The organism is Pseudarthrobacter sp. fls2-241-R2A-127 (assembly GCF_030209355.1).
Lineage (GTDB): Bacteria > Actinomycetota > Actinomycetes > Actinomycetales > Micrococcaceae > Arthrobacter.
The window spans coordinates 24,791-47,883 of record NZ_JARVSF010000005.1; the positions used below are offsets into that span (position 1 = coordinate 24,791).

Genomic DNA, 23,093 nt, shown 5'->3' on the forward strand with positions numbered 1-23,093 from the left:
TCCATGTCCGCGTTCAAAAGCCACGGCCGCGGCCACCTGGACGGGCCTGTGGTGGTCATCGGCGCCGGACTGCTGGGTGCCAGCATCGGGCTGGGCCTGCGGGGACGCGGTATACCCGTATTCCTGTCCGACCCCTCACCAACCAACCAGGCGGTAGCGGTGGACATTGGGGCCGGCCGCCCGCTGTCCGAGCTCGGCAGCGGCAAAGCCCAACTCGTGGTGGTGGCCGCTCCGCCGGACGTAACGGCCGACGTCGTCTGCCAGGCGCTCTCTGACTACCCCGACGCCGTCGTGGTGGACATTGCCAGCGTCAAGGCGGACATCCTTGCCCGGCTCCGTAGCCTGGGCGCCGACCTGTCGCGCTACGTGGGCACGCACCCCATGGCCGGCAGGGAAAAATCCGGTCCGGTAGCCGCGCGCGGCGAGCTGTTCACCTCCATGCCGTGGGTGCTCTGCCCGTCGGAGGAGACCTCGGGCCATGCCTTGGAGGTGGCCCGTTCGCTTGCTTCGGACCTGGGAGCGGTGGCCTCGCAGTTCACGGCGGACGAGCACGATGAAGCCGTCGCCCTGGTGTCGCACCTGCCCCAGGTCATGTCCTCGCTGCTGGCCGGCCGGCTGCAGGGCACCCCGCTGCATGCCCTGTCACTGGCCGGCAACGGCCTGCGAGACGTCACCAGGATCGCCGCCAGCGATCCCACCCTGTGGGTTCAGATCCTGGGTGGCAATGCGGCCAAGGTGGTGGAGATCCTTTACGGTGTCCGCGATGACCTGAACCGGCTCATTGGAACCCTGGAGCAGCCCACTGCGCCGGGCGCCCGCCTGGACCTGGCACAGCTCATCAGCGAGGGCAACGCCGGCCAGGCGCGGATTCCCGGCAAGCACGGCGGGCCGCCGCAGGCGTATTCCTGGCTGACCGTGCTGGTGGATGACAAGCCGGGGCAGATCGCCCAGCTGCTCACCGAGATCGGTGAAATCGGAGTGAACGTCGAAGACCTTCGGCTCGATCACTCATCCGGACAAAACGTTGGCATGGTGGAATTGTCTGTGTTGCCGAACAAGCACGACCACCTGATCGAAGCCCTCAACGACCGCGGATGGCGGGTACTTCAGTAATGACACAGGAACTTCTCGAAACCATGCGCGCGCTGCGCATCGGACGGCCCTTGGTGGTCGCCATCGACGGGCCGTCCGGCTCCGGCAAATCCAGCGTGAGCAAGGAAGTCGCCCGCCGGCTCCGGCTGGCCTACCTGGACACCGGTGCCATGTACCGTGCCCTGACCTGGTACTGCGTGAACCAGGACATCAACCTGGAGGATACTCCGGCCGTGGAACAGGCGTCCCGCGACTTCGTGCTGGAACTGAGCACCAGTCCGCAGGAGGAATACGTGCGGGTTGGCGGCGTGGACGTCACCGATGCCATCCGTGAGCCCGCGATCTCCTCGGCCGTCAGCGCCGTCGCCACCACGCTCGGCGCCCGGACCGAACTGATCCGCCGGCAGCGGGACCTGATCGAAAAGCACCACCGCCGCATGGTGGTGGAAGGCCGGGACATCACCACCGTCGTCGCGCCCGGGGCAGAGGTCCGGATGCTCCTCACCGCCAGCGAAGAAGCACGCCTCCGCCGCCGCGGGATCCAGCTGGGCGGCACCCAGAACGCTGAACAACTTGCGGCCCAGGTGACGCACCGGGACGCCAAGGACTCCACCGTCGTCAATTTCACGCAGGCGGCAGACGGCGTGGTCACGCTCGATTCCTCTGAACTGGACTTCGAGCAGACCGTGGATGCCGCACTCGTTATCGTCACCAAGGTGCTCAACCGTGACTGACGCCGGAGCCGGCCTGCCGTCAGGTTTGACCACGGTGTGGAGCAGGCCGGTGGGATGGGTGCTGGACCACGTGGTCTACCGGACGTCCGTGACCGGCAGGAGCAACGTCCCTACCGGTGGTCCCGTGATCTTCGCGGCCAACCACATCAGCTTCCTGGACGGGCCCGTGATGTTCGGCGCGGCCCCGAGGCCCATGCACATCCTGGTGAAACAGGAGATGTTCAAAGGCTTCCTGGGCAGGGTACTCACCGCCTCCGGACAACTTCCCGTGGACCGCAGCGGGGACCGCGGCGCGCTGCAGCGCTGCAAGACCGTGCTCGACGCCGGTCGCTGCGTCGGAATTCTGCCCGAGGGAACGCGGGGGAGCGGGGCGGCACAAGACATCAACGGCGGCGTGGCCTGGCTGGCCCTGAACACCGGCGCGCCGGTGGTTCCGGTGGCCATCCTCGGCACCCGCCAGGGCGCCGAGCACCTGGATTCCGTTCCTCGGCCCGGGCGGCGATTCCATGTCAGCTTCGGAACAGCCCTTACCCTGGCCCGCCGGGCCGGCGAAAGCGGGCGTGCTTCAATGGACAGGGCGGCGCAGGAAATCCGTGCAGCCCTGGCTGGGCATGTCCAGGACACCATCAACCTCAGCGGGCAGCCATTGCCTTTCGCTGATCACCAAGACCTGACAGCAGTAGCCGGGGACGCCGGCAGATGACCACTAAGGACAATGCAATGAGCGACACCACCCAGACTTCCGGGCATTCCGGTGCCGGCGACGACGAATACGTACCCTCCGGCAGCGACCAGGTCGCCGAACGGCTCGCGGCCATAGGCGACGACGAAGCGGAGCTGCGTGCCGCGTCCCTCCGGGCCGGCCTCGAGGATTACGACCTCGACGAGGACGACGCCGCCCTGCTCAGCGGACACTACGGCGACGAAGACCTTGAGGGTCCACTCAAGCTGGACCCCGTCCTGGCCATCATCGGCCGTCCCAACGTGGGCAAGTCCACGCTGGTGAACCGTATCCTGGGCCGCCGCGAAGCAGTGGTTGAGGATACTCCCGGCGTCACCCGCGACCGCGTCATGTACTCCGCGAACTGGAACGGGCGCAACTTCACCCTGGTGGACACCGGCGGATGGGAACATGACGCCCGCGGCATCCACGCCCGCGTGGCAGAGCAGGCTGAGATGGCCGTGGAACTGGCCGACGCCGTCCTCTTCGTGGTGGACTCCGCTGTCGGCGCCACCGCCACGGACGAAGGCGTCATGAAGATGCTTCGCCGCAGCAAGAAACCGGTCATCATGGTGGCCAACAAGGTGGATGATTTCGCCCAGGAAGCGGAAAGTGCCGCACTGTGGGGCCTCGGCTTCGGCGAACCGTACCCGGTATCGGCGCTGCACGGCCGCGGCGTGGCCGACCTCCTGGACCACGTCATGGACATCCTCCCCGAGTTCTCCACCGTGGAGGGTGTGGAACGATCCGGCGGACCCCGCCGGATCGCCCTGATCGGCCGTCCCAACGTGGGCAAATCCTCCCTGCTGAACAAGCTCGCCGGATCCGAACGCGTGGTGGTGGACAACACCGCCGGCACCACCCGCGACCCCGTGGACGAATTCATCGAACTCGGCGGCCGCACCTGGCGCTTCGTGGACACCGCCGGCATCCGCCGCCGCCAGCACATGGCCCAGGGGGCGGACTACTACGCCTCCCTGCGCACGCAGGCCGCGCTCGAAAAGGCGGAGGTCGCCGTCGTCCTCCTCGCAGTGGACGAGGTCCTCAGCGAGCAGGACGTCCGCATCCTCCAGCTGGCCATCGAGTCCGGACGCGCCCTCGTGCTGGCGTTCAACAAGTGGGACCTTCTCGACGACGAACGCCGACGCTACCTGGAGCGGGAAATCGAGCAGGACCTTGCCCACGTCGAATGGGCTCCGCGGGTCAACATCTCCGCCAAGACCGGCTGGCACAAAGACCGCCTGGTTCCGGCGCTGGACCTGGCCCTGGAGAACTGGGACAAGCGCATTCCCACCGGACGCCTCAATGCCTTCCTCGGCGAACTCGTGGCTGCGCACCCGCACCCGGTCCGTGGCGGCAAGCAGCCGCGCATCCTCTTCGGCACCCAGGCCTCCAGCCGGCCGCCGAAGTTCGTGCTGTTCACCACCGGCTTCCTGGACCCCGGCTACCGCCGGTTCATCACCCGCCGGCTGCGTGAAACTTTCGGATTCGAAGGCACCCCCATCGAGGTCAGCATGCGCGTGCGCGAGAAGCGCGGCCGGAAGCGTTAATTGCGACACACCCTGGGGCTGATCGCCGGAAAGTGTCACTGGCACCCCTCCGGATCGTGTAAGCTCTTCTAGGTGGTTCGGCCGGACTGCTGATGAGAATCCTTGATTCGAATGCAGCGGAGAACGGCGGAACCAGCGGGCTGTAGCGCAGCTTGGTAGCGCACTTGACTGGGGGTCAAGGGGTCGCAGGTTCAAATCCTGTCAGCCCGACCAAAAAGCGGAAAGCGCCGGAGATTATCTCCGGCGCTTTCCGCTTTTTTGGTTGTTTTGCTGCGCACCCTCTGCCGGACAACGCACCCCGGTGTTTGGAGGTGTTATATCCGGCAGGGGGTGTTGTTTCCCGGACGCCATCACTTCAGGAACTTCGAGGTCCTCCGGTCCGCAAGGATCTTGCCCTTGGTCTGGCATGTGGGGCAGTACTGCAGCGCCGTGTCCGCAAAGGAGACTTCACGGACCGTGTCGCCGCAGACGGGGCACGGCTGCCCGGTGCGGGCGTGCACCCGCATGTGGCTTCGCTTGACGTCCTTGAGGTCTTTGGGCGGCTTGCCGCGGGCTTCTGCCAGCGCCTGCCCCAACACGCTGTGGATGGCGTCATAAAGCACTTGGACCGTCTCCCGGTCCAGGGACTTGGCAATCGCGAAGGGGGAGATCCGCGCGGCGTGCAGGATTTCGTCACTGTACGCATTGCCAATGCCGGCAATGACGCTTTGGCTGCGCAGGAGCCCCTTGATCTGCTGCGAGCTGCCCTGCAGGATCTGCCCCAGCATGCCGGCGTCGAACGCCTCCGTGAAGGGATCGGGGCCCAGCGCAGCAATGCCCGGCACATCCTGCGGATCGCGCACGACGTAGACCGCCAGGCTCTTCTTGGTGCCCGCTTCGGTCAGGTCCAGGCCCCGAGGGCCGTCCGGGCCGTTGAAGGTGCACCTGACGGCGATCAGGCCCTTGCCCATCCTGAGCTGGCTGTCCGCGGGGGAATCGGTGAAGCGCACCCACCCCGCGCGCGCCAGGTGGAACACCAACGACACGCCCGGGGTATCGATGCTGATGAACTTTCCAAACCGCCGAACCCCGGAAACCACCTGGCCCTCAAGGGCGCTGAAGGGCGGGTCGGCGGTCTTGAGGACAGCGAAGGACACGATCTGCAGCTTGGCGAGGGTGCACCCCCGCAGGTGTTCATCCAGGAACGTGGCCAGGCCGGCTACTTCGGGCAGTTCCGGCATGGCCTACCCGCCCCGCCGCAGGGATGCTGCACCAGTGCTTGCGCTCATGGGTCCCATCTTGTCAGAAACCCCGGTGCCCGCCCCGGCAGTTATGCCTATACTTTCAGCGGCGGCCCGATTTCCGGGCCCCTCGTGACCTTGGCGCGCACCCCGATGAAAGGCCCCCCATGAGCAACATTCCCGAAGACCTGTCCTACACCGCCGAACATGAGTGGGTCACGGCCCCCAATGCCGACGGCGTGGTCCGCGTGGGAATCACCGATTTTGCCCAGGATGCCCTTGGCGATGTCGTCTACGCCCAGATGCCCGAAATCGGCACGAAGATTACGGCAAACGAAGTTGTGGGCGAGGTCGAGTCCACCAAGAGCGTGAGCGACATCTACGCGCCCGTTTCCGGCGAGGTCGTGGCGCGCAACGACTCCCTGGACACCGATTCGGCCCTGATCAACACCGATCCTTACGGCGACGGCTGGCTGATTGAGGTCAAACTGGCCGAACCTGACGCCGTCGAGTCGCTGCTCAGTGCATCGGAGTACGAACAACAGGTAGGCTAAAGCTAACCGGTAAATCCGGTCCGGCCCCGCGTCGCAGGCAGGACGTCTCCGCACGTCAGTGGCCGGATCGGGAGCCGGTTCCGGACCTGCCGGGCAGGGCCGGGAAGCAATCGTCGGTTGCGGGCCAATGCCCTGCACGTCTAAGAGGAGGAATCCATGGCTGGCCACAGACACAACCCTGCCGATGGGGATTACGGCACGGGTGCGGCTAAGGCGTCGGAGACCACCTCGATCCATCTCACGCCCATCACGGATGAGCCCACCATCGCACCGAAGCTTTCTTCGGACGAGCGCAACTCCGTGGAGGCCCTGCCTGCCGGTTCCGCGCTGCTCGTGGCCCACAGCGGCCCGAACGCCGGCGCCCGGTTCCTGCTGGATTCGGACGTAACCACCGCCGGCCGCCACCCGGATGCGGACATCTTCCTTGACGACGTCACGGTGTCGCGCCGGCACGTCGAATTCCGTCGCACCGCCCGCAGCTTTGAAGTGGTGGACAAGAACAGCCTCAACGGCACCTACGTCAACCATGACCGGGTGGACAGCGTGGAGCTCAAGTCCGGAAGTGAAGTCCAGATCGGCAAGTTCCGCCTCACCTTCTACCTGAGCCCTGCCACGGCTGCAGGCCGCAGCTGAACCGGGGACCACTGCCTGTGGCAATGGCACAACCGGAACGCCGGGGCCCCCAGGTCCTGAATATCGGCGAAGTCCTCGCCCAGCTCAGCGCTGACTTCCCGGGTATGACGGCGTCGAAGATCCGCTTCCTTGAAGAAAAGGGCCTGATCAATCCACGCCGCACACCGGCCGGCTACCGCCAGTATTCGGACGGCGACGTCGAACGGCTGCGCTTCGTATTGGCGCTGCAGCGCGACCAGTACCTCCCCCTGAAAGTCATCAAGGACTACCTGGATGCGATCGACAGGGGAGAGCGGCCGGAAAACCTGCCGCCCGGCGTCGTGGTCTCCCCGCGTATCGTCTCGGACGAACTTGCGGCCGAGTTGCAGAACCGCGGCCGGAAACTGAGCGAGGAACAGCTCCGGGCCGAATCCGGAGCCAGCGTCCCCCTCCTGCAGTCACTGCTGAGCTTCGGGCTGATCAGCCACAGCAACGGCCGGTTCGATGAGCATGCCCTCCAGGTTGCCCGCGCGTGCGTGCAGCTGGAAAGCCATGGGCTTGAGCCCCGCCACCTGCGTCCGTTCCAGGCGGCGGCGGAGAGGGAATTCGGCCTCGTTGAACGGGCCGTCGCGCCGCTTGCCTCGCGCAAGGACTCGGCATCGCAGGCGCGGGCCGCTGAGGCAGCCCGCGAGATAAGCGATCTGTGCCTCACCCTGCACCGGGCCCTGGTGCAGGACCACATCTCACGCATGGACATCTGATGATTGAAGTAGAGATCGTAGGCGTTCGCATCGAACTGCCGTCCAACCAGCCGCTGGTCCTGCTCAAGGAGATGCACGGCGAACGCCATGTCCCCATCTGGATCGGCACGCCTGAGGCCAGCGCCATAGCGCTTGCCCAGCAGGGCGTGGTCCCGCCCAGGCCCATGACGCACGACCTCCTGGTGGATGTGGTGGAGTCGCTGGGGCACTCCGTGGTCAGCGTCAACATCGTGGCCGTGGAGGACAACATCTTCTACGGCCAGCTGCAGTTCGAAAACGGAACCACCGTGAGCTCCCGGGCCTCCGATGCCCTGGCCATTGCCCTTCGTGCCAAATGCCGGATCTGGTGTGCCGATTCGGTCATGGATGAGGCCGGCGTCCGCATCACCGAGCACGACGAGGGTGAGGACACCGAGCCCGGCCCCACGGTCGACGAAGAGCGTGAAATGCGCCGGTTCCGCGAATTCCTCGACGACGTGGAACCAGAGGATTTCGACGGCTAAGATCACGTTAAGGTTAAAGTTGAGGCTGAAAGTTTCGACACGCCTCTTCCAACCCCTCAACGTCTTTGACCTCGGGACCTGCCGGGCCTAACGTCGAAGTATCAAGTTCCCTTGCTTACGGCAGCCGCGCAAGTCACACTGGAAAGTGCGCCCCGCGACAATTACACGCATGGTCTTCATGCCGAAGCTGCCTTGAAGAGTTCCTGGGAGCGTACGACAAGGAGGATCCAGGTGAGTCCCAAAGGCGAAGCAGGCGGGCTGAAACAGCCCACGGCTGGTGTTGCTGTGCCCGTGAGCGGTGCCCAGGGCCTCCTGTTCACCGAGGACCTTCCGGTACTGGACGAGGACGCGGGCTACCGTGGCCCCACGGCCTGCAAGGCTGCGGGCATCACCTACCGGCAACTCGATTACTGGGCGCGGACCGGTTTGGTGGAGCCCGCCGTCCGCGGCGCGGCCGGCTCCGGTTCACAGCGGCTGTACGGCTTCCGCGACATCCTGGTCCTCAAGGTCGTCAAGCGTCTCCTGGACACCGGGGTATCCCTGCAGCAGATCCGCACCGCCGTCGAACACCTGCGCGAACGCGGCGTGGAAGATCTGGCCCAGATCACCCTGATGAGCGACGGCGCCAGCGTTTACGAGTGCACCTCCGCCGACGAAGTCATCGATCTCGTCCAAGGCGGCCAGGGCGTCTTCGGCATCGCCGTGGGCCGCGTTTGGCGGGAAGTGGAAGGCAGCCTCGCGTCACTGCCCAGCGAACATGCCGCGGAACCATCGTTTCCCGACGACGAACTGAGCAAGCGTCGTGCAGCGCGGAAGATCAGCTGACTAAAGTTCCGACGAGTAAGGGCCACCCTCCGGTCGGAGGGTGGCCCTTACTCGTTGGAGGGGTTCCTAGCGGGTGCGGCTGCGCAGGCTGCTGCCGGCGGCCATGAGGTTGGCCAGGAGGTCGTCAAACAATCCTGCCGCGGACTTGGCGGAATCGCCGGGCCAGTGGTGGACGGGGTGGGCCGCGCCCTGGATCTGCTGCCAGTTGGCTTGTTCCGGGATCCGCGGGCTCAGCAGGAGTTCGCCGAACATGGATTCCATCTCGGCCAGCCGGTAGGTGTGCTCGGAGGAGCCCGTGCGGACCCGGTTGGCCACGATGCCGGCAGGGGAAAGGTTGGGGGCGAACTCCTGGCGGAACAGCTGGATGGCGCGCATGGTGCGCTCCGTTCCCGCCACCGAGAAGAGGCCGGGCTCTGCGACCAGGGCAACCTTGTCGCTGGCGGCCCACGCCATGCGCGTCAGGCCGTTGAGGGACGGCGGGCAATCGATCAGGACCAGCTGGTAATCTCCAGCGCCGGCGAGGACGGCGGAAAGCCTGCGGAGGTCACGTCGGCCAAGGTCCGGCCGGTCGTAGATGCCGGTGTAGGCGGAGCCGACGGCGACGTCCAGGACGGCGGGCCCGGAACCATTGGCGGGAGTACGGTCGGCCCAGTTGCTTCGGACCACATTCTCGGCCAGTTTCGCCCGGCGGGGGCTCTTCAGCATCCTGCCGATATCCAAGTGGTCTCCGGGCTGGACACCCAGCGCCGTTGTGGCGTCGGCATGCGGATCGAGGTCCACCACCAGCGTGCGGACGCCCGCGGCCAGCGCCGCAGACGCCAATCCTGTGGTGACGGAAGTCTTGCCGACTCCACCCTTAAGGCTGCTGATGCTGACTACTTGCACTTGAGAGACCAAAACCTAACGCCGGATGCCGTGTTGGGAGTAATGTTTGCCTCGGCAGAGCCGAGGCCGGACGGTCCTGCCGCCCTACACATCATATGTTGATGCGTCGGCGAATCCTGCTTTAACGGGCGTCGGCATGCCACCGACTGTGCTGCCGGGGCGGTTTCGGCAAGCCGGGCTGAAAGCGTTCGGGAGATGACGGGGAAATCTGTGATGGTGACCACAAAGATTTGTGTTTGTCCTTGTAGGTCCTAGACACTGTGACCACTCATCGATCCACCCAGCAATGATGCAGGAGAAGTATGTTTTCCAAAGTTCTGGTGGCCAACCGCGGTGAAATCGCGATCAGGGCCTTCCGCGCCGGCTATGAGCTGGGCGCCAAGACCGTAGCTGTTTTCCCCCAAGAGGACCGAAACTCCATCCACCGCCAGAAAGCGGACGAGGCCTACCTGATCGGCGAGGAAGGGCACCCGGTCCGGGCCTACCTGGACGTCGCTGAAGTGGTCCGGGTTGCGAAAGAAGCCGGCGCGGACGCCATCTACCCGGGCTACGGCTTCCTCTCCGAGAACCCGGAGCTTGCCCGTGCCGCGAAGGCCGCCGGCATCACCTTTGTGGGTCCGCCCGCCGAGGTACTGGAGCTTGCCGGCAACAAGGTGGCTGCCCTGAAGGCTGCCCGCCAAGCCGGCGTCCCGGTGCTGAAGTCCAGTGAGCCGTCCAAGGACCTGGACGAGCTTTTGGCTGCCGCCGACGAGATCGGGTTTCCCATCTTCGCGAAAGCAGTGGCAGGCGGCGGTGGACGCGGCATGCGCAGGGTGGATACCCGCGAGGCACTCCCCGAAGCCCTGAAGTCCGCCATGCGCGAGGCAGATGCGGCGTTCGGCGACCCCACCATGTTCCTGGAGCAGGCCGTCCTCCGCCCACGCCACATCGAAGTGCAGATCCTCGCGGACGCAGAGGGCAACGTCATGCACCTTTTCGAGCGTGACTGCTCCATCCAGCGGCGGCACCAGAAGGTCATCGAGATCGCTCCCGCCCCCAACCTGGATGAGGGAATCCGGCAGGCGCTCTACCGGGACGCCGTGAAGTTTGCCAAGGCCCTGAACTACGTCAACGCCGGTACGGTCGAATTCCTTGTGGACACCGAGGGTGAGCGGGCGGGCCAGCACGTCTTCATCGAAATGAACCCGCGCATCCAGGTGGAGCACACCGTCACCGAAGAAGTCACGGACGTGGACTTGGTCCAGGCCCAGATGCGCATCGCCTCCGGTGAGACTCTTGCCGACCTTGGGCTTTCCCAAGACAGCGTCAAGCTTCGCGGCGCCGCCCTGCAGAGCCGCATCACCACGGAAGATCCCGCCAACGGTTTCCGGCCCGACGTCGGCAAGATCACCGGCTACCGCTCGGCCGGCGGCGCCGGTGTGCGGCTCGACGGAGGCACGGTGTACTCCGGTGCCGAGATCAGCCCCCACTTCGACTCCATGCTGGTCAAGCTCACCTGCCGCGGCCGCGACTACCCGGCAGCAGTGGCGCGCGCCCGCCGCGCCCTGGCCGAGTTCCGCATCCGCGGTGTCTCCACGAACATCGCCTTCCTCCAGGCCGTCCTGGATGACCCCGATTTCATTGCCGGCGATGTCGCCACCAACTTCATAGACCAGCGCCCCGAGCTGCTCAAGGCCCGGGTCTCGGCCGACCGCGGCACCAAGCTCCTCACCTGGCTGGCCGAAGTCACCGTCAACAAGCCCAACGGCGAACTGACCGTGCACTCCAATCCCGCCGACAAACTGCCCGACGTCAAGGGCAAGGAGACGGCAACGGGTTCGCGTCAGAAACTCCTTGAACTTGGCCCGGAAGGCTTCGCCAAGGCACTTCGCGAGCAGACCGCCGTCGCCGTCACGGACACCACCTTCCGCGACGCGCACCAGTCGTTGCTGGCCACCCGAGTCCGCACCCGCGACCTTGTCGCCGCCGGGCCGGCCGTCACGGCACTGCTCCCGCAGCTGCTGTCCGTCGAGGCATGGGGCGGCGCAACCTACGACGTCGCCCTTCGCTTCCTGGGCGAGGACCCCTGGGACCGGCTCGCGGCACTGCGCAAGGCCATGCCGAACGTGTGCATCCAGATGCTGCTGCGCGGCCGCAACACCGTGGGCTACACGCCCTACCCCGAGGAAGTGACGGAGGCTTTCGTTAACGAGGCCGCCGCCACCGGCATCGACATCTTCCGCATCTTTGACGCCCTGAACGATGTCAACCAGATGGCCCCGGCCATCCGGGCTGTCCGCGCCACGGGTACCGCTGTCGCCGAAGTGGCGCTCTGCTACACCGGCGACATGCTGGACCCGGAAGAGAAGCTCTACACCCTGGACTACTACCTGGGCCTGGCACAGAAGATCGTCGACGCCGGTGCGCACATCCTGGCGATCAAGGACATGGCGGGCCTGTTGCGTCCCGCGGCGGCAGCAAAGCTCGTGGCCGCCCTCCGGGAACGATTCGACCTCCCCGTCCACCTGCACACACACGACACCGCCGGCGGCCAGCTGGCCACCCTGCTGGCCGCTGTGGATGCCGGAGTTGACGCCGTGGACGTAGCCTCCGCGTCGCTCGCCGGCACCACCAGCCAGCCCTCGGCGTCGGCCCTTGTCGCAGCCCTGGCCCACACACCCCGGGACACCGGCCTCAGCCTGGAGGCTGTCAGTTCGCTGGAGCCGTACTGGGAAGCCGTCCGCCGCGTGTACGCGCCGTTCGAGTCAGGACTGCCCGGCCCCACCGGGCGGGTCTACAAGCACGAGATCCCGGGCGGCCAGCTGTCCAACCTGCGCCAGCAGGCCATGGCACTGGGCCTGGGGGAGCGGTTCGAGGCCATCGAGGACATGTACACCGCGGCGGACCGGATCCTCGGCCACCTGGTGAAGGTGACCCCCTCGTCCAAGGTGGTGGGCGACCTCGCCCTGCACCTGGTGGGCCTCAACGCCGATCCCGCCGACTTCGAAGCCAACCCGCAGAGCTACGACATCCCCGACTCCGTCATCGGCTTCCTGTCCGGTGAGCTCGGTGATCCTCCCGGAGGCTGGCCGGAGCCGTTCCGCACCAAGGCCCTGCAGGGCCGAAGCGTGAAGGTCCGCGACGTCGAGCTCAGCGCCGAGGACAGTGCAGCGCTCAAGTCCGATTCGAAGACCCGCCAGCACACGCTGAACCGGCTGCTCTTCGACGGACCCACCAAGGACTACCTGAAGAGCGTGGACACGTACGGCAACATCTCCGTGCTGGACACCCGCGACTACCTCTACGGCCTCCAGCGCGGCACCGAGCACGAAATCCAGTTGGAGCGCGGTGTCCGCCTCATCGCCTCCCTGGAAGCTGTCTCGGAACCGGACGAAAAGGGCATGCGGACGGTCATGTGCACCCTGAACGGCCAGTCCCGGCCCGTGGTGGTCCGCGACCGCTCCGTGGTCAGCAATGTCAAGGCTGCCGAGAAGGCCGATCCGGCGCAGCCCGGCCAGGTGGCCGCGCCGTTCGCCGGCGCCGTCACGGTCACGGTCAAGCCGGGGGAGACCGTCAATGTGGGAGACACTGTGGCAACCATCGAAGCGATGAAGATGGAAGCTTCCATCACGACGCCGGTAGCGGGCAAGGTGGGCAGGCTCGCCATTTCCGCTGTCGAGCAGGTCCAGGGCGGGGACCTGCTCCTGGTCATCGAGGAGTAAGCGGGCCGCAGCCCGGACACACGAAGGGGGCCTCCCGGCAACGGGAGGCCCCCTTCGTTGCAGTGGGGCCAGGCTATGAACGCGGGGCGGAGTACATTTCCTCGATGACCGTTTCGAAGTCCTTCATTACCTGGGCGCGCTTCACCTTCATGGAGGGGGTGAGGTGCCCGGAAGCTTCGGTGAAGTCCGCCGGAACGATCCGGAAGGACTTGATGGCCTCGGCTTGGGATACCGACGTATTTGCTGCGGTGATCAGGTCCTGGACGGCCGCCTTGACCACCGGATTGCCGGCAGCTTGTTCCAAGGTGGTCTCGGCCGGCAACCCGTGGCGCTGGAGCCAGCCCGGCAGTGCTTCCTGATCCAAGGTCACCAGGGCGCCGATGAAGGGCCTGTTGTCGCCCACCACCAGGACCTGGGAGACCAGTGCGTCAGCACGGATCTGGTCTTCAAGCAGGGCCGGGATCACGTTCTTCCCGCCGGCAGTGACGATGATCTCCTTCTTCCGCCCGGTGATCCAGAGGAAGCCTTCCTCGTCCAGCCGGCCGATGTCTCCGGTGTGGAACCAGCCGTCCGTGAACGCCTCGGCGGTCAGGTCTTCGCGCCGGTAGTAGCCCCGCATGACGCAGACCCCCTTGGCCAGGATCTCGCCGTCGTCGGCGATCTTTACCGAGTTGCCCGGCAGCGGCTTGCCCACCGAGCCGATCTTGATCCGTGACGGCGTGTTGACCGTGATGGGAGCGGTGGTCTCCGTGAGGCCGTATCCCTCGAGCACCTGCATTCCAATCCCCTGGAAGAAGTGCCCCAGGCGTTCACCCAGGGGGCCGCCGCCGGAGACCGCGTGGGCGACCTGTCCGCCCATGGCGGCCCGCAGTTTTCCGTAAACCAGCTTGTCGAACAGTGCGTGCCGGAGTTTCAGGCCCAGCCCTACCCGGCCGTCCTGGCGGGCCCTGGAAAAGGCGATGGCGGTTTCGGCGGCCCGGTGGAAGATGGCGCCCTTGCCACCGTCCTCGGCTTTGGTCAGGGCGGAGTTGTAGACCTTCTCGAAGACTCTCGGTACCGCCAGGATGAATGTCGGCTCGTAGCTCTGCAGGTCGCCCAGGAGGTTCTTGATGTCGGGGGTGTGGGCCACGGTGGTGCCGGCGGCCATGGCAAGCACCGAAATATAGCGTGCGAACACGTGGGCCAGCGGCAGGAACATGATGGTCTTGGCCTTCTCGTGGACGATCTCGCCGATGATGGCCAGCGCGTTGTCCGAGAGTTCAACGAAGTTGCCGTGGGTCAGTTCGCAGCCCTTGGGGCGTCCTGTGGTTCCGGAGGTGTAGATGATGGTGGCCACGTCATGCAGGCCTGCTGCGCTGCGGCGGGACTCAAGGTCTTCGTCGCTGACGTCCCGCCCGGCCTCCCTCAGGCTGTCCAGGCCCTGGCCTTCGAGTTGCCACACGTGCTGGACGGCAGTGAGCCCCTCGGCCGTGACGGCCTGGCGGATCACGTTCTCGTGGTGGGCGGACTCGGCGAAGGCGGCGACCGCGCCGGAATCGCCCAGGTTCCATGCCACCTGGGAGGGGGAGGACGTCTCGTAGATGGGAACGGAAACCGCGCCTGCGAACCAGATGGAGAAGTCCACCAGGGACCACTCGTAGCGGGTCCGGGACATGATGCCAACCCGGTCCCCGGCCCCGACTCCGCTGGCAATCAGGCCCTTGGCCAGGGCTTTGACGTCCGCCAGGAACTCGGTGGCCGGCACGTTGCGCCAGGTGCCCGCGGAATCCAGGCGTGAAAACAGTGCCGGATCGCTGGGCTTGGCCGCCTGCCGCAGCACCAGATCGGTGATGTTCGTTTCAGGCGGGACAACGACCAAGGGCGGAACACTGAATTCGCGCACTATAGCTCCTTTGATATCTGAAGTCCCGCGCAGGGGGTTGCCTAAAGACTAATACCCCCGGCGGAACAGTGCAGTACACAAACCTACTGGTGAGTAACTTAGCAGTCAATGAGCACCGTGTTCGGCGGGTATGTCAAGACAATTCCGGTGCCCGCCTAGAATGGGGGACTATGTACGGAGCGTTGCCCGGCGATCAGGCCGGCCCCCTTGGAAGACCGGCTCCCTGGCGCCGCCGTCCCGCCACCCACCGCGCCGGACGGTTGCACCGCGGTGGAGTCCGCGGACACCTCCGTCTCGGCCGCAAGGGATTGGCCATCGGAATCGATATCGGGGGAACCAAGGTCGCCGCGGGCGTCGTGGACGCCGAAGGCAGGATTCTCAGCGAAGCGCGCCGGTCCACGCCGGGCACCGACCCGCGGGCGGTGGAGCAGGTCATCGTGGAACTCGTGGAGGAGCTGGGCCGGGGCCACCGCATCTGGTCGGTGGGAATCGGTGCCGCCGGGTGGATGGACCTCGCAGGCGGAACGGTCCTCTTCAGTCCGCATCTGGCCTGGCGCAATGAACCTCTCCGCGACAACCTTCAGCGGCTCCTTCGCCGCCCCGTGCTCCTGACCAACGACGCCGATGCTGCGGCGTGGGCGGAATGGCGTTTCGGCGCCGGCCAGGGGGAGGACCGCCTGGTATGCATCACGCTGGGTACTGGAATCGGCGGGGCGATGGTGATGGATGGCCGGGTGGAACGCGGCCGCTTCGGCGTCGCCGGCGAATTCGGCCACCAGATCATCATGCCCGGCGGCCACCGGTGCGAGTGCGGAAACCGAGGGTGCTGGGAACAGTACGCATCGGGCAACGCCCTGGGCCGGGAGGCGCGGCTCCTCGCCCGGGCAAATTCGCCCGTAGCCCAGGACCTGCTGGCGGCCGTGGGCGGCCGCCCCGAAGCCATCACCGGTGCGATCGTTACCGAACTGGCCCTGGCAGGTGACCGGGCGTCGCGCGAGCTGATCGAGGAAGTGGGCGAATGGCTGGGCCTGGGACTGGCCAACCTGGCCGCGGCCCTGGACCCGGGCCTGTTCGTGATCGGCGGTGGCCTGTGCTCTGCGGGTGACCTGCTGGTGGAGCCGGCCCGCAAGGCGTTCGCACGGAACCTCACCGGCCGTGGCTTCCGGCCGCAAGCCGGCATCGAACTGGCAGCCCTTGGCCCCAACGCCGGCCTGATCGGCGCCGCGGACCTCTCCCGCGTCAGCAGCCGCGCCCGCGGCTGACCGGGCCGGCGGCCCTCCTAGACCCTCGCGCCGTCGTCGTCCCCGTTCTTTTCCTGGGGCAGCTTCATGATCAGGTACACGGACGCGAGCACGAAGACGGCAACAATGCCGACGATGGCCAACAGGGGCGCAGACCGCCAGAACATTGCCGACAGCAGCAGCGCCACCGGCCCGCCCACGGCCCCAAGCCACGCCAGCATGGTCAGGGGATCTGTGCCGGCCAGGCTGGGAGGCTCCTCGGGCACGAACTCATCGCCGTCGTCGTCCACCTCATAGTCCCGGGGCCCCTCGGAGGGGCCGGCAGGCTCAGCGCCGGTCCCGGCGGCGGCCGCCGCCTGGCGCTCCGCCGCAGACAACTCGGCAGGCGGCGCACCGGCCAGCCCCAGGGGATCGAAGTCCCGGAACGACGGCGGCTGGTGCGTTTCCGGAGCGCCGGGTGCAGTCCCGGAGGGTGGCAGCTGGCCGCCTGCCGGGGTATCGGGGCGTGTGGCCACAGTGTCCGATTCGAGCCGCGCCACCAAGTCCAGCCAGACGGCGTCGTCCTGGCTGGCCCCCGGATCCGGCTGGCCCGGATCATGCCTGTTCATGGCGGCCCTCCTGCCCTGCAGCGGCGGGACTGGCAGGGGGCGCGGCGTTCAAAACCTGCCGGATGAAGTCCACGGAGCCCTCGAAGATGAGCTCAGCGTCGTTGTCCAGGGTGGCCACGTGGTAACTGTTCTCCAGCCGGACCACGTCCAGGGGCGCGTTCGTCAGCCCGCGCCGCAGGACGGCCATGCTGGCATCGGACACCACATGGTCCACGGTTGACCTGTAGACCTGGACCGGGGCGGTGATCCGGGGGAGGAGCCGGACGGTGTCCTTGAACATCTTGTTGAGTTCATGGGCGGCCGCCACCGGGGTGCGGGCGTAGGCGCCCTCATCCACGCCGGCCTTGAGGATGTCGTTGCCGATGGACGGCGTGCTCTTCAGGACCAGCTTCAGGATGCCCGCCAGCGGCGCGCGGGGGTCGTCAACCACCAGGCCGGGGTTCACCAGGACCACTCCCGCAACCGGCCTCGTGGCGGCTATCCGCAAGGCGAGGGCACCACCCATGCTCAGGCCGGCAGCGAAAACCCGGTCGCACTGGGCATCCAGCTCGAGGAACGCTTCATCGAGGGCGCTGTGCCATTGCTGCCAGCGGGTCCTTGAGAGGTCCTGCCAGGTGGTCCCGTGTCCGGGAAGCAGCGGCATGCGGACGGCGAAACCCGCCGCGGCGAATGCCGTGGCCCAGGCCCGCAAACCATGCGGGCTTCCAGTGAAGCCGTGGGACAGGACGATTCCGGTGCGTAGACCTTCGCCGCTGAAGGCGCTCGAGAAGGGGCTGTGGTCAGGGCCGGAGGTCATGGCGTCTCCAAGGTACTGGTACGGCGGGCGTGGGCGGCGACGAATGCTTCCGATTTTTCGAAGATCGCGGGCGCGTCCACGTCCAGAGTAGCCACATGTCCGCTGCTGGCAAGCTCCACCACCTCGGCGAGGTTTTCCCGCAGCCCCTTTTCCAGCAGGGCAAGGGATGTTGGCGGGACCACAGCGTCCGTCCGAGATTTGAAGACCTGGACCGGGGCATCCACCTTCGGCAGTCCACGCGTGGCGGCGCCGAAGAGTTTCTTGAGCTCGTGCACGGCCGCCAGCGGAGTCAGCGAATAGTCGCCGTCGTCCGTTGCTGCTGCCGTGGGCTGTTCCTCCTGGATCGGAACCGTGGTCCGCTGGAAGTACTTGAGGACGCCGATCACACGCACCCGTCGGTCATAGAAGCTCAGCCCCGGGTTGACGATGGTGACCCCCGAAACGTGGTGGCGGGAGGCCGCGAGCAGGGCGATCGCTCCGCCCATGGACAGGCCGGCAGTAAATGTCGTGTCCGTCCGCGCGGACAGGTCCAGGAACGCTTCCTCATAGCTGCGGTACCAGTCCTGCCACGCCGTCCGGGCGAGCTGGCGCCAGTCGGTTCCATGCCCCGGCAGCAAGGGGACGGACACTGCGTATCCCTGCTCCGCTAAGTGCAGTGCCCACGGCATCACGCTCAAGGGGCTGCCGGTGAAGCCGTGGCAGATGGCGATGCCGGTCCGCGCATTGGGGCCGTGGCCTGGATAGCTGAAAGCGGCCGGACGGGGCGGGATGCTGCTTTCAGTCATGAGTCCATCGTGTCACTGTTCCTGCCAAATCTCACTAGAGTAGGGTTGCATTGAATCGCTGGCCAGGCCCGATGCAGGGGCTGGAAGCCGCCTTCCGGAGAGGTTCGCTACGTGTTCTATTGGGTCATGAAAAGGATCTTCCTCGGTCCGGTGATCAAGCTGCTTTTCCGGCCTTGGGTCAAGGGCCTGGACAACATCCCGGCTCAGGGGGCCGCCATTATCGCCTCCAACCACCTGTCATTCTCGGATTCGATCTTCATGCCGCTCATGGTTCGCCGGCCGGTGGTGTTCCTTGCCAAATCGGAGTACTTCACGGGAACAGGGATCAAGGGCAGGCTGACGGCGGCGTTCTTCCGCCTGACCAACCAGCTGCCCATGGACCGGTCCGGTGGTGCGGCCTCGGCGGCGTCCCTGAATGCCGGGATGGACGTACTCACCTCCGGCGGCCTGCTGGGCATCTACCCCGAGGGCACGCGCAGCCCGGACGCCCGCTTGTACCGGGGGAAAGTGGGCGTGGCACGGCTGGCGCTGCAGGCGGGCGTTCCCGTCATTCCCGTTGCCATGATCGGCACCGACAAAGTCCAGCCCATCGGCAAGCGGCTGCCCAATATCCGCAGGATCGGCATGATCTTCGGCGAACCACTGGATTTCAGCCAATACCGTGACCAGGCGGAAGACCGCACCGTGCAGCGGCTTGTCACGGACGAGATCATGACCAACCTGATGCGGCTGTCCGGCCAGGAGTATGTGGACGAGTACGCCGCCGTGGTCAAGCTGCGGCTTGCCGGCAAACCCGCAGAAGCGCGCGCGGCGTCGGAGCCACTGGCGGCGCCGGCCGCCGCAGAAGGCGAATTGGCCCACGGCAGCGGCCCGGAGGCAGCCGCGCAAGGCGGCCCTGCCCCGGAGGACGACGCCGGGACATCCGCCGCCAGGTAAGGGCGCCGGCGTTTCCGGTCCCGTTGTGACGCCGGAGCCGGGTTGAGTGACGGCGCTGTGCCCGCCTGTCCCGCCCTGCCGCTAGTCTTAGATGGTGACTGAGCTATCTGCAAAACCTGCCTTTTCGCTGTCCAGTACCGCCCAGAGCGGGGCGGCCAACTATCCCGGACTCGACAACTGGCGGGACCTCCCCATCTCCCAGCAGCCCAGCTGGCAGGACCCCGGCGTCTTTGAGGCCTCGGTAAAGGAACTTTCCGTCCTCCCCCCTTTGGTGTTCGCCGGTGAGGTGGACGTGTTGCGCGAGCGTCTTGCCGCTGCTGCCCAGGGCAAGGCCTTCCTCCTCCAGGGCGGGGACTGCGCCGAAACGTTCGAGGCCGCCACGGCTGACAAGATCAGCGCCCGCGTCAAGACCATCCTGCAGATGGCAGTGGTGCTCACGTACGGGGCGGCGATGCCGGTCATCAAGATGGGCCGGATGGCGGGCCAGTTCGCCAAGCCCCGTTCCTCAAACGATGAAACCCGCGACGGCGTTACCTTGCCCGCCTACCGCGGCGACATCGTCAACGGCTACGATTTCACCCCCGAATCGCGCGGCCATGACGCCGCCAGGATGCTCCGCGCCTACCACACCTCCGCTTCCACGCTGAACCTCATCCGGGCGTTCACGCAGGGCGGTTTCGCCGACCTTCGCGCCGTCCACCAATGGAACAAGGGGTTCACCGAAAACCCGGCCCACGCCCGCTACGAGTCGCTGGCCCGGGATATCGACCGTGCCATCAAGTTCATGGACTCCTGCGGTGCAGACTTCGAAGCCCTCAAGCGCGTGGAGTTCTTTGCCAGCCACGAGGCACTGCTCCTGGACTACGAGCGCGCCCTGACGCGCATCGACTCCCGCACAGGTTTCCCGTACGACACCTCGGCCCACTTCCTGTGGATCGGGGAGCGCACCCGGGAACTGGACCACGCACACGTCGACTTCCTCTCGCGGGTGCGCAACCCCATCGGGGTCAAGCTCGGCCCGAAAACCACCGGCGATGACGCGCTGCGCCTGATCGACAAGCTGGACCCTGACCGCGAGCCCGGCCGCCTGACCTTCATCACCCGCATGGGTGCGGGCAACATCCGCGAGAAGCTGCCTGCCGTCGTCGAGAAAGTCACCGCTTCCGGCGCCCAGGTGCTGTGGGTGACAGACCCCATGCACGGCAATACGGTCACATCGCCCAACGGCTACAAGACGCGCAATTTCGACGACGTCATTGATGAAGTGCGCGGCTTCTTCGAAGTGCACCACGGGCTGGGTACGGTACCTGGCGGGCTGCACGTGGAAATGACCGGCGACGACGTGGCCGAGTGCCTGGGCGGCGCGGACCCGATCGACCAGGATGCCTTCCTGGACCGCTACGAGTCTGTGTGCGATCCCCGCCTGAACCACATGCAATCGCTGGAAATGGCGTTCCTCGTCGCCGGCGCACTCGCCAAGAACTAGGCCGGGAGGCGGGCCGGCGCTGCCGGCCCGCCTCCACCTACACCACGGTAATGGTGATGACTGACCCCTCGGGAACCTTCCGGTTCACCGGTTCCTGATCCCGGACGGTGCCGAAGAAGCCGCCGAGGATGTTGTTGACCCGGACCTGGAAGCCCAGCGCCTCCAAGGCCTTGCGCGCTTCTGTTGCCTGCTTGCCGATGAAGCTGGGGACATCCACCATCTTGGGCCCCTTGGAAATGGTCAAGGTGACCGTCCCGCCGCGGGTCAGCGTGCCCGTGGCCGGGGACTGGCTGACCACAGCGCCCTCCGGAACTGTCTTGTCAAACACTGCGTCGGGTGATGTGTCGGCAGAGAGCCCCGCGGCCTTGATGGCGGCCACGGCGTCGTCCTTGGCCTTGCCCACCACGGAGGGTACGGGGATTGGCTGTGGTCCCTTTGAAACCACCATCCCCACAGGGGTGCCATGCCGGGCGGGCGTGCCGGCAGCGGGATTTTGCGACAGCACGATTCCGGCGGCAGCCTGGTCGTCGAATTGTTCGCTGACCGGGCCCAGCGCCATTTCCGCGGCGTTGAGGGCGTTCTTCGCGTCCGTCAAGGTTCCGCCGGTGAGTTTGGGCAGGGGGAAGAGCTGCGGGCCCTTTGAGACCAGCAGTGACACTGGCTGGAATTTGCGGATCTCTGTTCCCGCGGACGGGTCGCTGCCCACCACCAGCCCGGTCGGCACCTGGTCATCGAAGACATCGCTGGTAGTGGAATGGAAACCCACCCCGTTGAGCAGCTGTTGGGCCTGCGCCACCGTTTTGTTGGCGACGGCGGGTACGGCGGCCGCGGCGCCAGGGCCCATGCCGAAAAACCATCCGGCGCCGGTGGCCAGGAGGGCGGCAATAATAAGGACGAGAATCCAGAGGATGCCGCGACGGCGTGGATTGCCTTCCCGGAGCGTCCGCGCCGGAGTTGCGGCCGCCCGCGCGCGGACCTTTTCCTCTTCCCGGTCTGAGCGGCGCTGCGCCCGCTTGCTGAGCTTGGGCAGCGGGGGAGCCCAGGTGTCGTCGGCATCGTCGTCCGGAAGTGCAAGGTCCGGCCGCCGTGGGTGGGACGGCAGGGCTTCGGTCGCAGTCCCGCCGGTTGCGCGCTCCTGCGGCAGCGCTTGCCGCCCGGGGGCATAGCCGGGAGCGGCCGGCCGTGCAGGGGGGATAAGCGTTGTTGGATTGCTGGCGCGGGCCAGGACCTCGGTCTGGTGCTGGGCCGCCGCGGCTGCCGCTGCCGGTGGCTGCAGGTCAAGTTCCGCGTCCGTCAGATTGGTCCGGATATGGCGCAGCTCCTGGAGCAACGCATTGCCGTCGACCGGCCGGTTTTCGGGATCGTTGGCCGTGCACCACTGCACGAGCTCGTCCACTTCCCCCGCGAGGCCGGGCACCAGGGCGGATGGCGGCCCGACCGTTCCGTTGACGTGCTGGTAGGCGACCTGGATGGGCACGTCACCCTCGAACGGCTGCCGGCCCGTCAGCAATTCGTACAACATGATGCCCACGGAGTAGACATCGCTGCGCTCGTCCGCCGGTTGGCCCAGGACCAGTTCCGGGGAGATATAGGCAACGGTGCCGATCAACGCGCCGGTGCTGGTGGAACTGGTGACCGCGCGGGCCAGGCCAAAATCGCCAATCTTGATCCTGCCGTCATCGGCGATCAGGACATTCTCCGGCTTGACGTCCCGGTGGATGAAGCCAGCTGCGTGCGCGGCTCCCAGCCCCTCCACCACGGGATCGATCAGTGCCAACGCCAGCCGCGGCGGCAGGGCGCCCCGCTCCTTGAGCACGTCCCTAAGCGTGTGGCCCTTGATGTACTCCATGACGAGGTAGGCCGTGGTGCCGTCGTTGCCCTGGTCCAATACACCCACCACATGCGGGTGCGAGAGGCGGGCGGCGGCCTTCGCTTCGCGGCCAAGCCTGCCCAGGAAGCTTTCGTCCGCAGCGAGGTGCGGGTGGAGCACCTTGAGCGCCACTTCGCGGTCCAGCCGCTGGTCGACGGCCAGGTAGACAGTGGACATACCGCCGCGGGCCAGCCTGGAGACCACTGCATAGCGGTTATCCACCAGTGACCCGGCGAGGGGGTCTGTCACATGTTCCTGCACCTTACGATCCTAATCCCGCGGCAAAAGGCATCCGAAACGGAAACGGGTCCGAACCGGTAACGGTTCGGAC

The 23,093-nt window shown here is 66.5% G+C and carries 19 protein-coding genes, 1 tRNA gene and 1 pseudogene; 14 read left to right on the forward strand and 7 right to left on the reverse strand.

All coding sequences use genetic code 11. The annotated features are described in order from the left end of the window. Positions 1 to 3: 3 nt before the first annotated feature. From QRN53_RS02635 to QRN53_RS02655, 5 genes and pseudogenes are all read left to right on the forward strand, one after another. Positions 4 to 1,113: a prephenate dehydrogenase gene (locus QRN53_RS02635; RefSeq protein ID WP_285242473.1), complete on the forward strand. Its 1,110-nt coding sequence runs from the start codon at positions 4 to 6 to the stop codon at positions 1,111 to 1,113. Further along, positions 1,113 to 1,826, forward strand: a complete 714-nt coding sequence (gene cmk, locus QRN53_RS02640; protein WP_285242474.1) for a (d)CMP kinase — start codon at positions 1,113 to 1,115, stop codon at positions 1,824 to 1,826. Before QRN53_RS02635 ends, cmk begins: the two co-directional genes overlap by 1 nt. Continuing rightward, positions 1,819 to 2,536 (forward strand): annotated as a pseudogene (locus QRN53_RS02645) (lysophospholipid acyltransferase family protein). Before cmk ends, QRN53_RS02645 begins: the two are co-directional and overlap by 8 nt. Positions 2,537 to 2,546: 10 nt before the next feature. Then, positions 2,547 to 4,097 carry a ribosome biogenesis GTPase Der gene (gene der, locus QRN53_RS02650; RefSeq protein WP_285242476.1) on the forward strand — a complete coding sequence of 517 codons (1,551 nt, stop codon included), beginning with the start codon at positions 2,547 to 2,549 and terminating at the stop codon, positions 4,095 to 4,097. A gap of 136 nt (positions 4,098 to 4,233) precedes the next feature. Beyond that, positions 4,234 to 4,310: transfer RNA gene (locus tag QRN53_RS02655), tRNA-Pro, on the forward strand. 137 nt (positions 4,311 to 4,447) lie between these two features. Here QRN53_RS02655 and QRN53_RS02660 read toward each other — a convergent pair. After that, a complete protein-coding gene (locus tag QRN53_RS02660; RefSeq protein ID WP_285242477.1) occupies positions 4,448 to 5,317 on the reverse strand; it encodes an Fpg/Nei family DNA glycosylase in 870 nt (289 codons plus the stop codon). 167 nt (positions 5,318 to 5,484) lie between these two features. Here QRN53_RS02660 and gcvH point away from each other — a divergent pair, with 167 nt between their 5' ends. The 5 genes from gcvH to QRN53_RS02685 all read left to right on the forward strand — a co-directional run bounded on the left by gcvH (position 5,485) and on the right by QRN53_RS02685 (position 8,572). After that, positions 5,485 to 5,871 (forward strand): glycine cleavage system protein GcvH, encoded by a 387-nt coding sequence (gcvH, locus tag QRN53_RS02665; RefSeq protein WP_285242478.1) that lies wholly within the window; start codon positions 5,485 to 5,487, stop codon positions 5,869 to 5,871. 156 nt (positions 5,872 to 6,027) lie between these two features. Beyond that, positions 6,028 to 6,504 carry an FHA domain-containing protein gene (locus QRN53_RS02670; RefSeq protein ID WP_285242479.1) on the forward strand — a complete coding sequence of 159 codons (477 nt, stop codon included), beginning with the start codon at positions 6,028 to 6,030 and terminating at the stop codon, positions 6,502 to 6,504. A gap of 23 nt (positions 6,505 to 6,527) precedes the next feature. Next, the gene (ftsR, locus tag QRN53_RS02675; protein ID WP_285242480.1) at positions 6,528 to 7,244 is read left to right on the forward strand and encodes a transcriptional regulator FtsR; all 717 of its coding nucleotides are present in this window, start codon (positions 6,528 to 6,530) and stop codon (positions 7,242 to 7,244) included. Beyond that, positions 7,244 to 7,747 carry a bifunctional nuclease family protein gene (locus QRN53_RS02680; protein WP_018763527.1) on the forward strand — a complete coding sequence of 168 codons (504 nt, stop codon included), beginning with the start codon at positions 7,244 to 7,246 and terminating at the stop codon, positions 7,745 to 7,747. Before ftsR ends, QRN53_RS02680 begins: the two co-directional genes overlap by 1 nt. Before the next feature lie 231 nt (positions 7,748 to 7,978). Further along, positions 7,979 to 8,572 (forward strand): MerR family transcriptional regulator, encoded by a 594-nt coding sequence (locus tag QRN53_RS02685; protein WP_285242481.1) that lies wholly within the window; start codon positions 7,979 to 7,981, stop codon positions 8,570 to 8,572. Positions 8,573 to 8,638: 66 nt separating this feature from the next. Here QRN53_RS02685 and QRN53_RS02690 read toward each other — a convergent pair whose 3' ends face one another. Then, on the reverse strand, positions 8,639 to 9,457 hold the full coding sequence (locus tag QRN53_RS02690; protein ID WP_285242482.1) for a ParA family protein: 819 nt from the start codon (positions 9,455 to 9,457) through the stop codon (positions 8,639 to 8,641). Between the two features lie 302 nt (positions 9,458 to 9,759). Here QRN53_RS02690 and QRN53_RS02695 point away from each other — a divergent pair, with 302 nt between their 5' ends. After that, positions 9,760 to 13,158 carry a pyruvate carboxylase gene (locus tag QRN53_RS02695; protein ID WP_285242483.1) on the forward strand — a complete coding sequence of 1,133 codons (3,399 nt, stop codon included), beginning with the start codon at positions 9,760 to 9,762 and terminating at the stop codon, positions 13,156 to 13,158. A gap of 73 nt (positions 13,159 to 13,231) precedes the next feature. Here QRN53_RS02695 and QRN53_RS02700 read toward each other — a convergent pair whose 3' ends face one another. Then, positions 13,232 to 15,040 (reverse strand): AMP-dependent synthetase/ligase, encoded by a 1,809-nt coding sequence (locus tag QRN53_RS02700; protein WP_285242484.1) that lies wholly within the window; start codon positions 15,038 to 15,040, stop codon positions 13,232 to 13,234. A gap of 170 nt (positions 15,041 to 15,210) precedes the next feature. Here QRN53_RS02700 and QRN53_RS02705 point away from each other — a divergent pair, with 170 nt between their 5' ends. Continuing rightward, positions 15,211 to 16,302 (forward strand): ROK family glucokinase, encoded by a 1,092-nt coding sequence (locus QRN53_RS02705; protein ID WP_285242485.1) that lies wholly within the window; start codon positions 15,211 to 15,213, stop codon positions 16,300 to 16,302. Between the two features lie 17 nt (positions 16,303 to 16,319). Here the strand turns inward: QRN53_RS02705 and QRN53_RS02710 are convergent, their stop codons facing one another. Genes QRN53_RS02710 through QRN53_RS02720 form a run of 3 tightly spaced genes read right to left on the reverse strand, consistent with a single transcriptional unit; the run spans position 16,320 to position 18,470 of the window. Further along, positions 16,320 to 16,889, reverse strand: a complete 570-nt coding sequence (locus QRN53_RS02710) for a hypothetical protein (RefSeq protein ID WP_285242486.1) — start codon at positions 16,887 to 16,889, stop codon at positions 16,320 to 16,322. After that, the gene (locus QRN53_RS02715; RefSeq protein ID WP_285242487.1) at positions 16,876 to 17,685 is read right to left on the reverse strand and encodes an alpha/beta hydrolase; all 810 of its coding nucleotides are present in this window, start codon (positions 17,683 to 17,685) and stop codon (positions 16,876 to 16,878) included. Before QRN53_RS02715 ends, QRN53_RS02710 begins: the two co-directional genes overlap by 14 nt. Next, complete coding sequence (locus tag QRN53_RS02720) at positions 17,682 to 18,470, reverse strand: alpha/beta hydrolase (protein ID WP_285242488.1); 789 nt, start codon at positions 18,468 to 18,470, stop codon at positions 17,682 to 17,684. The genes QRN53_RS02715 and QRN53_RS02720 overlap by 4 nt, the downstream gene beginning before the upstream one ends. Positions 18,471 to 18,581: 111 nt before the next feature. On the opposite strand from QRN53_RS02720, the gene QRN53_RS02725 reads away from it, so the two are divergent. After that, positions 18,582 to 19,406 carry a lysophospholipid acyltransferase family protein gene (locus tag QRN53_RS02725; RefSeq protein ID WP_285242489.1) on the forward strand — a complete coding sequence of 275 codons (825 nt, stop codon included), beginning with the start codon at positions 18,582 to 18,584 and terminating at the stop codon, positions 19,404 to 19,406. A 91-nt stretch (positions 19,407 to 19,497) separates the two neighbouring features. After that, positions 19,498 to 20,892 (forward strand): class II 3-deoxy-7-phosphoheptulonate synthase, encoded by a 1,395-nt coding sequence (locus QRN53_RS02730; protein ID WP_285242490.1) that lies wholly within the window; start codon positions 19,498 to 19,500, stop codon positions 20,890 to 20,892. 37 nt (positions 20,893 to 20,929) lie between these two features. Here the strand turns inward: QRN53_RS02730 and pknB are convergent, their stop codons facing one another. Then, positions 20,930 to 23,023 (reverse strand): Stk1 family PASTA domain-containing Ser/Thr kinase, encoded by a 2,094-nt coding sequence (pknB, locus tag QRN53_RS02735; protein WP_285242491.1) that lies wholly within the window; start codon positions 23,021 to 23,023, stop codon positions 20,930 to 20,932. Positions 23,024 to 23,093 lie beyond the last annotated feature (70 nt).

Bases quoted from the DNA above. Each gene is read 5' to 3' on its own strand.
- QRN53_RS02635 (WP_285242473.1), top strand. From the start codon at position 4: ATGTCCGCGTTCAAAAGCCACGGCCGCGGCCACCTGGACGGGCCTGTG.
- cmk (WP_285242474.1), top strand. From the start codon at position 1,113: ATGACACAGGAACTTCTCGAAACCATGCGCGCGCTGCGCATCGGACGG.
- der (WP_285242476.1), top strand. From the start codon at position 2,547: ATGAGCGACACCACCCAGACTTCCGGGCATTCCGGTGCCGGCGACGAC.
- QRN53_RS02660 (WP_285242477.1), bottom strand. From the start codon at position 5,317: ATGCCGGAACTGCCCGAAGTAGCCGGCCTGGCCACGTTCCTGGATGAA.
- gcvH (WP_285242478.1), top strand. From the start codon at position 5,485: ATGAGCAACATTCCCGAAGACCTGTCCTACACCGCCGAACATGAGTGG.
- QRN53_RS02670 (WP_285242479.1), top strand. From the start codon at position 6,028: ATGGCTGGCCACAGACACAACCCTGCCGATGGGGATTACGGCACGGGT.
- ftsR (WP_285242480.1), top strand. From the start codon at position 6,528: ATGGCACAACCGGAACGCCGGGGCCCCCAGGTCCTGAATATCGGCGAA.
- QRN53_RS02680 (WP_018763527.1), top strand. From the start codon at position 7,244: ATGATTGAAGTAGAGATCGTAGGCGTTCGCATCGAACTGCCGTCCAAC.
- QRN53_RS02695 (WP_285242483.1), top strand. From the start codon at position 9,760: ATGTTTTCCAAAGTTCTGGTGGCCAACCGCGGTGAAATCGCGATCAGG.
- QRN53_RS02705 (WP_285242485.1), top strand. From the start codon at position 15,211: ATGTACGGAGCGTTGCCCGGCGATCAGGCCGGCCCCCTTGGAAGACCG.
- QRN53_RS02710 (WP_285242486.1), bottom strand. From the start codon at position 16,889: ATGAACAGGCATGATCCGGGCCAGCCGGATCCGGGGGCCAGCCAGGAC.
- QRN53_RS02715 (WP_285242487.1), bottom strand. From the start codon at position 17,685: ATGACCTCCGGCCCTGACCACAGCCCCTTCTCGAGCGCCTTCAGCGGC.
- QRN53_RS02720 (WP_285242488.1), bottom strand. From the start codon at position 18,470: ATGACTGAAAGCAGCATCCCGCCCCGTCCGGCCGCTTTCAGCTATCCA.
- QRN53_RS02730 (WP_285242490.1), top strand. From the start codon at position 19,498: ATGGTGACTGAGCTATCTGCAAAACCTGCCTTTTCGCTGTCCAGTACC.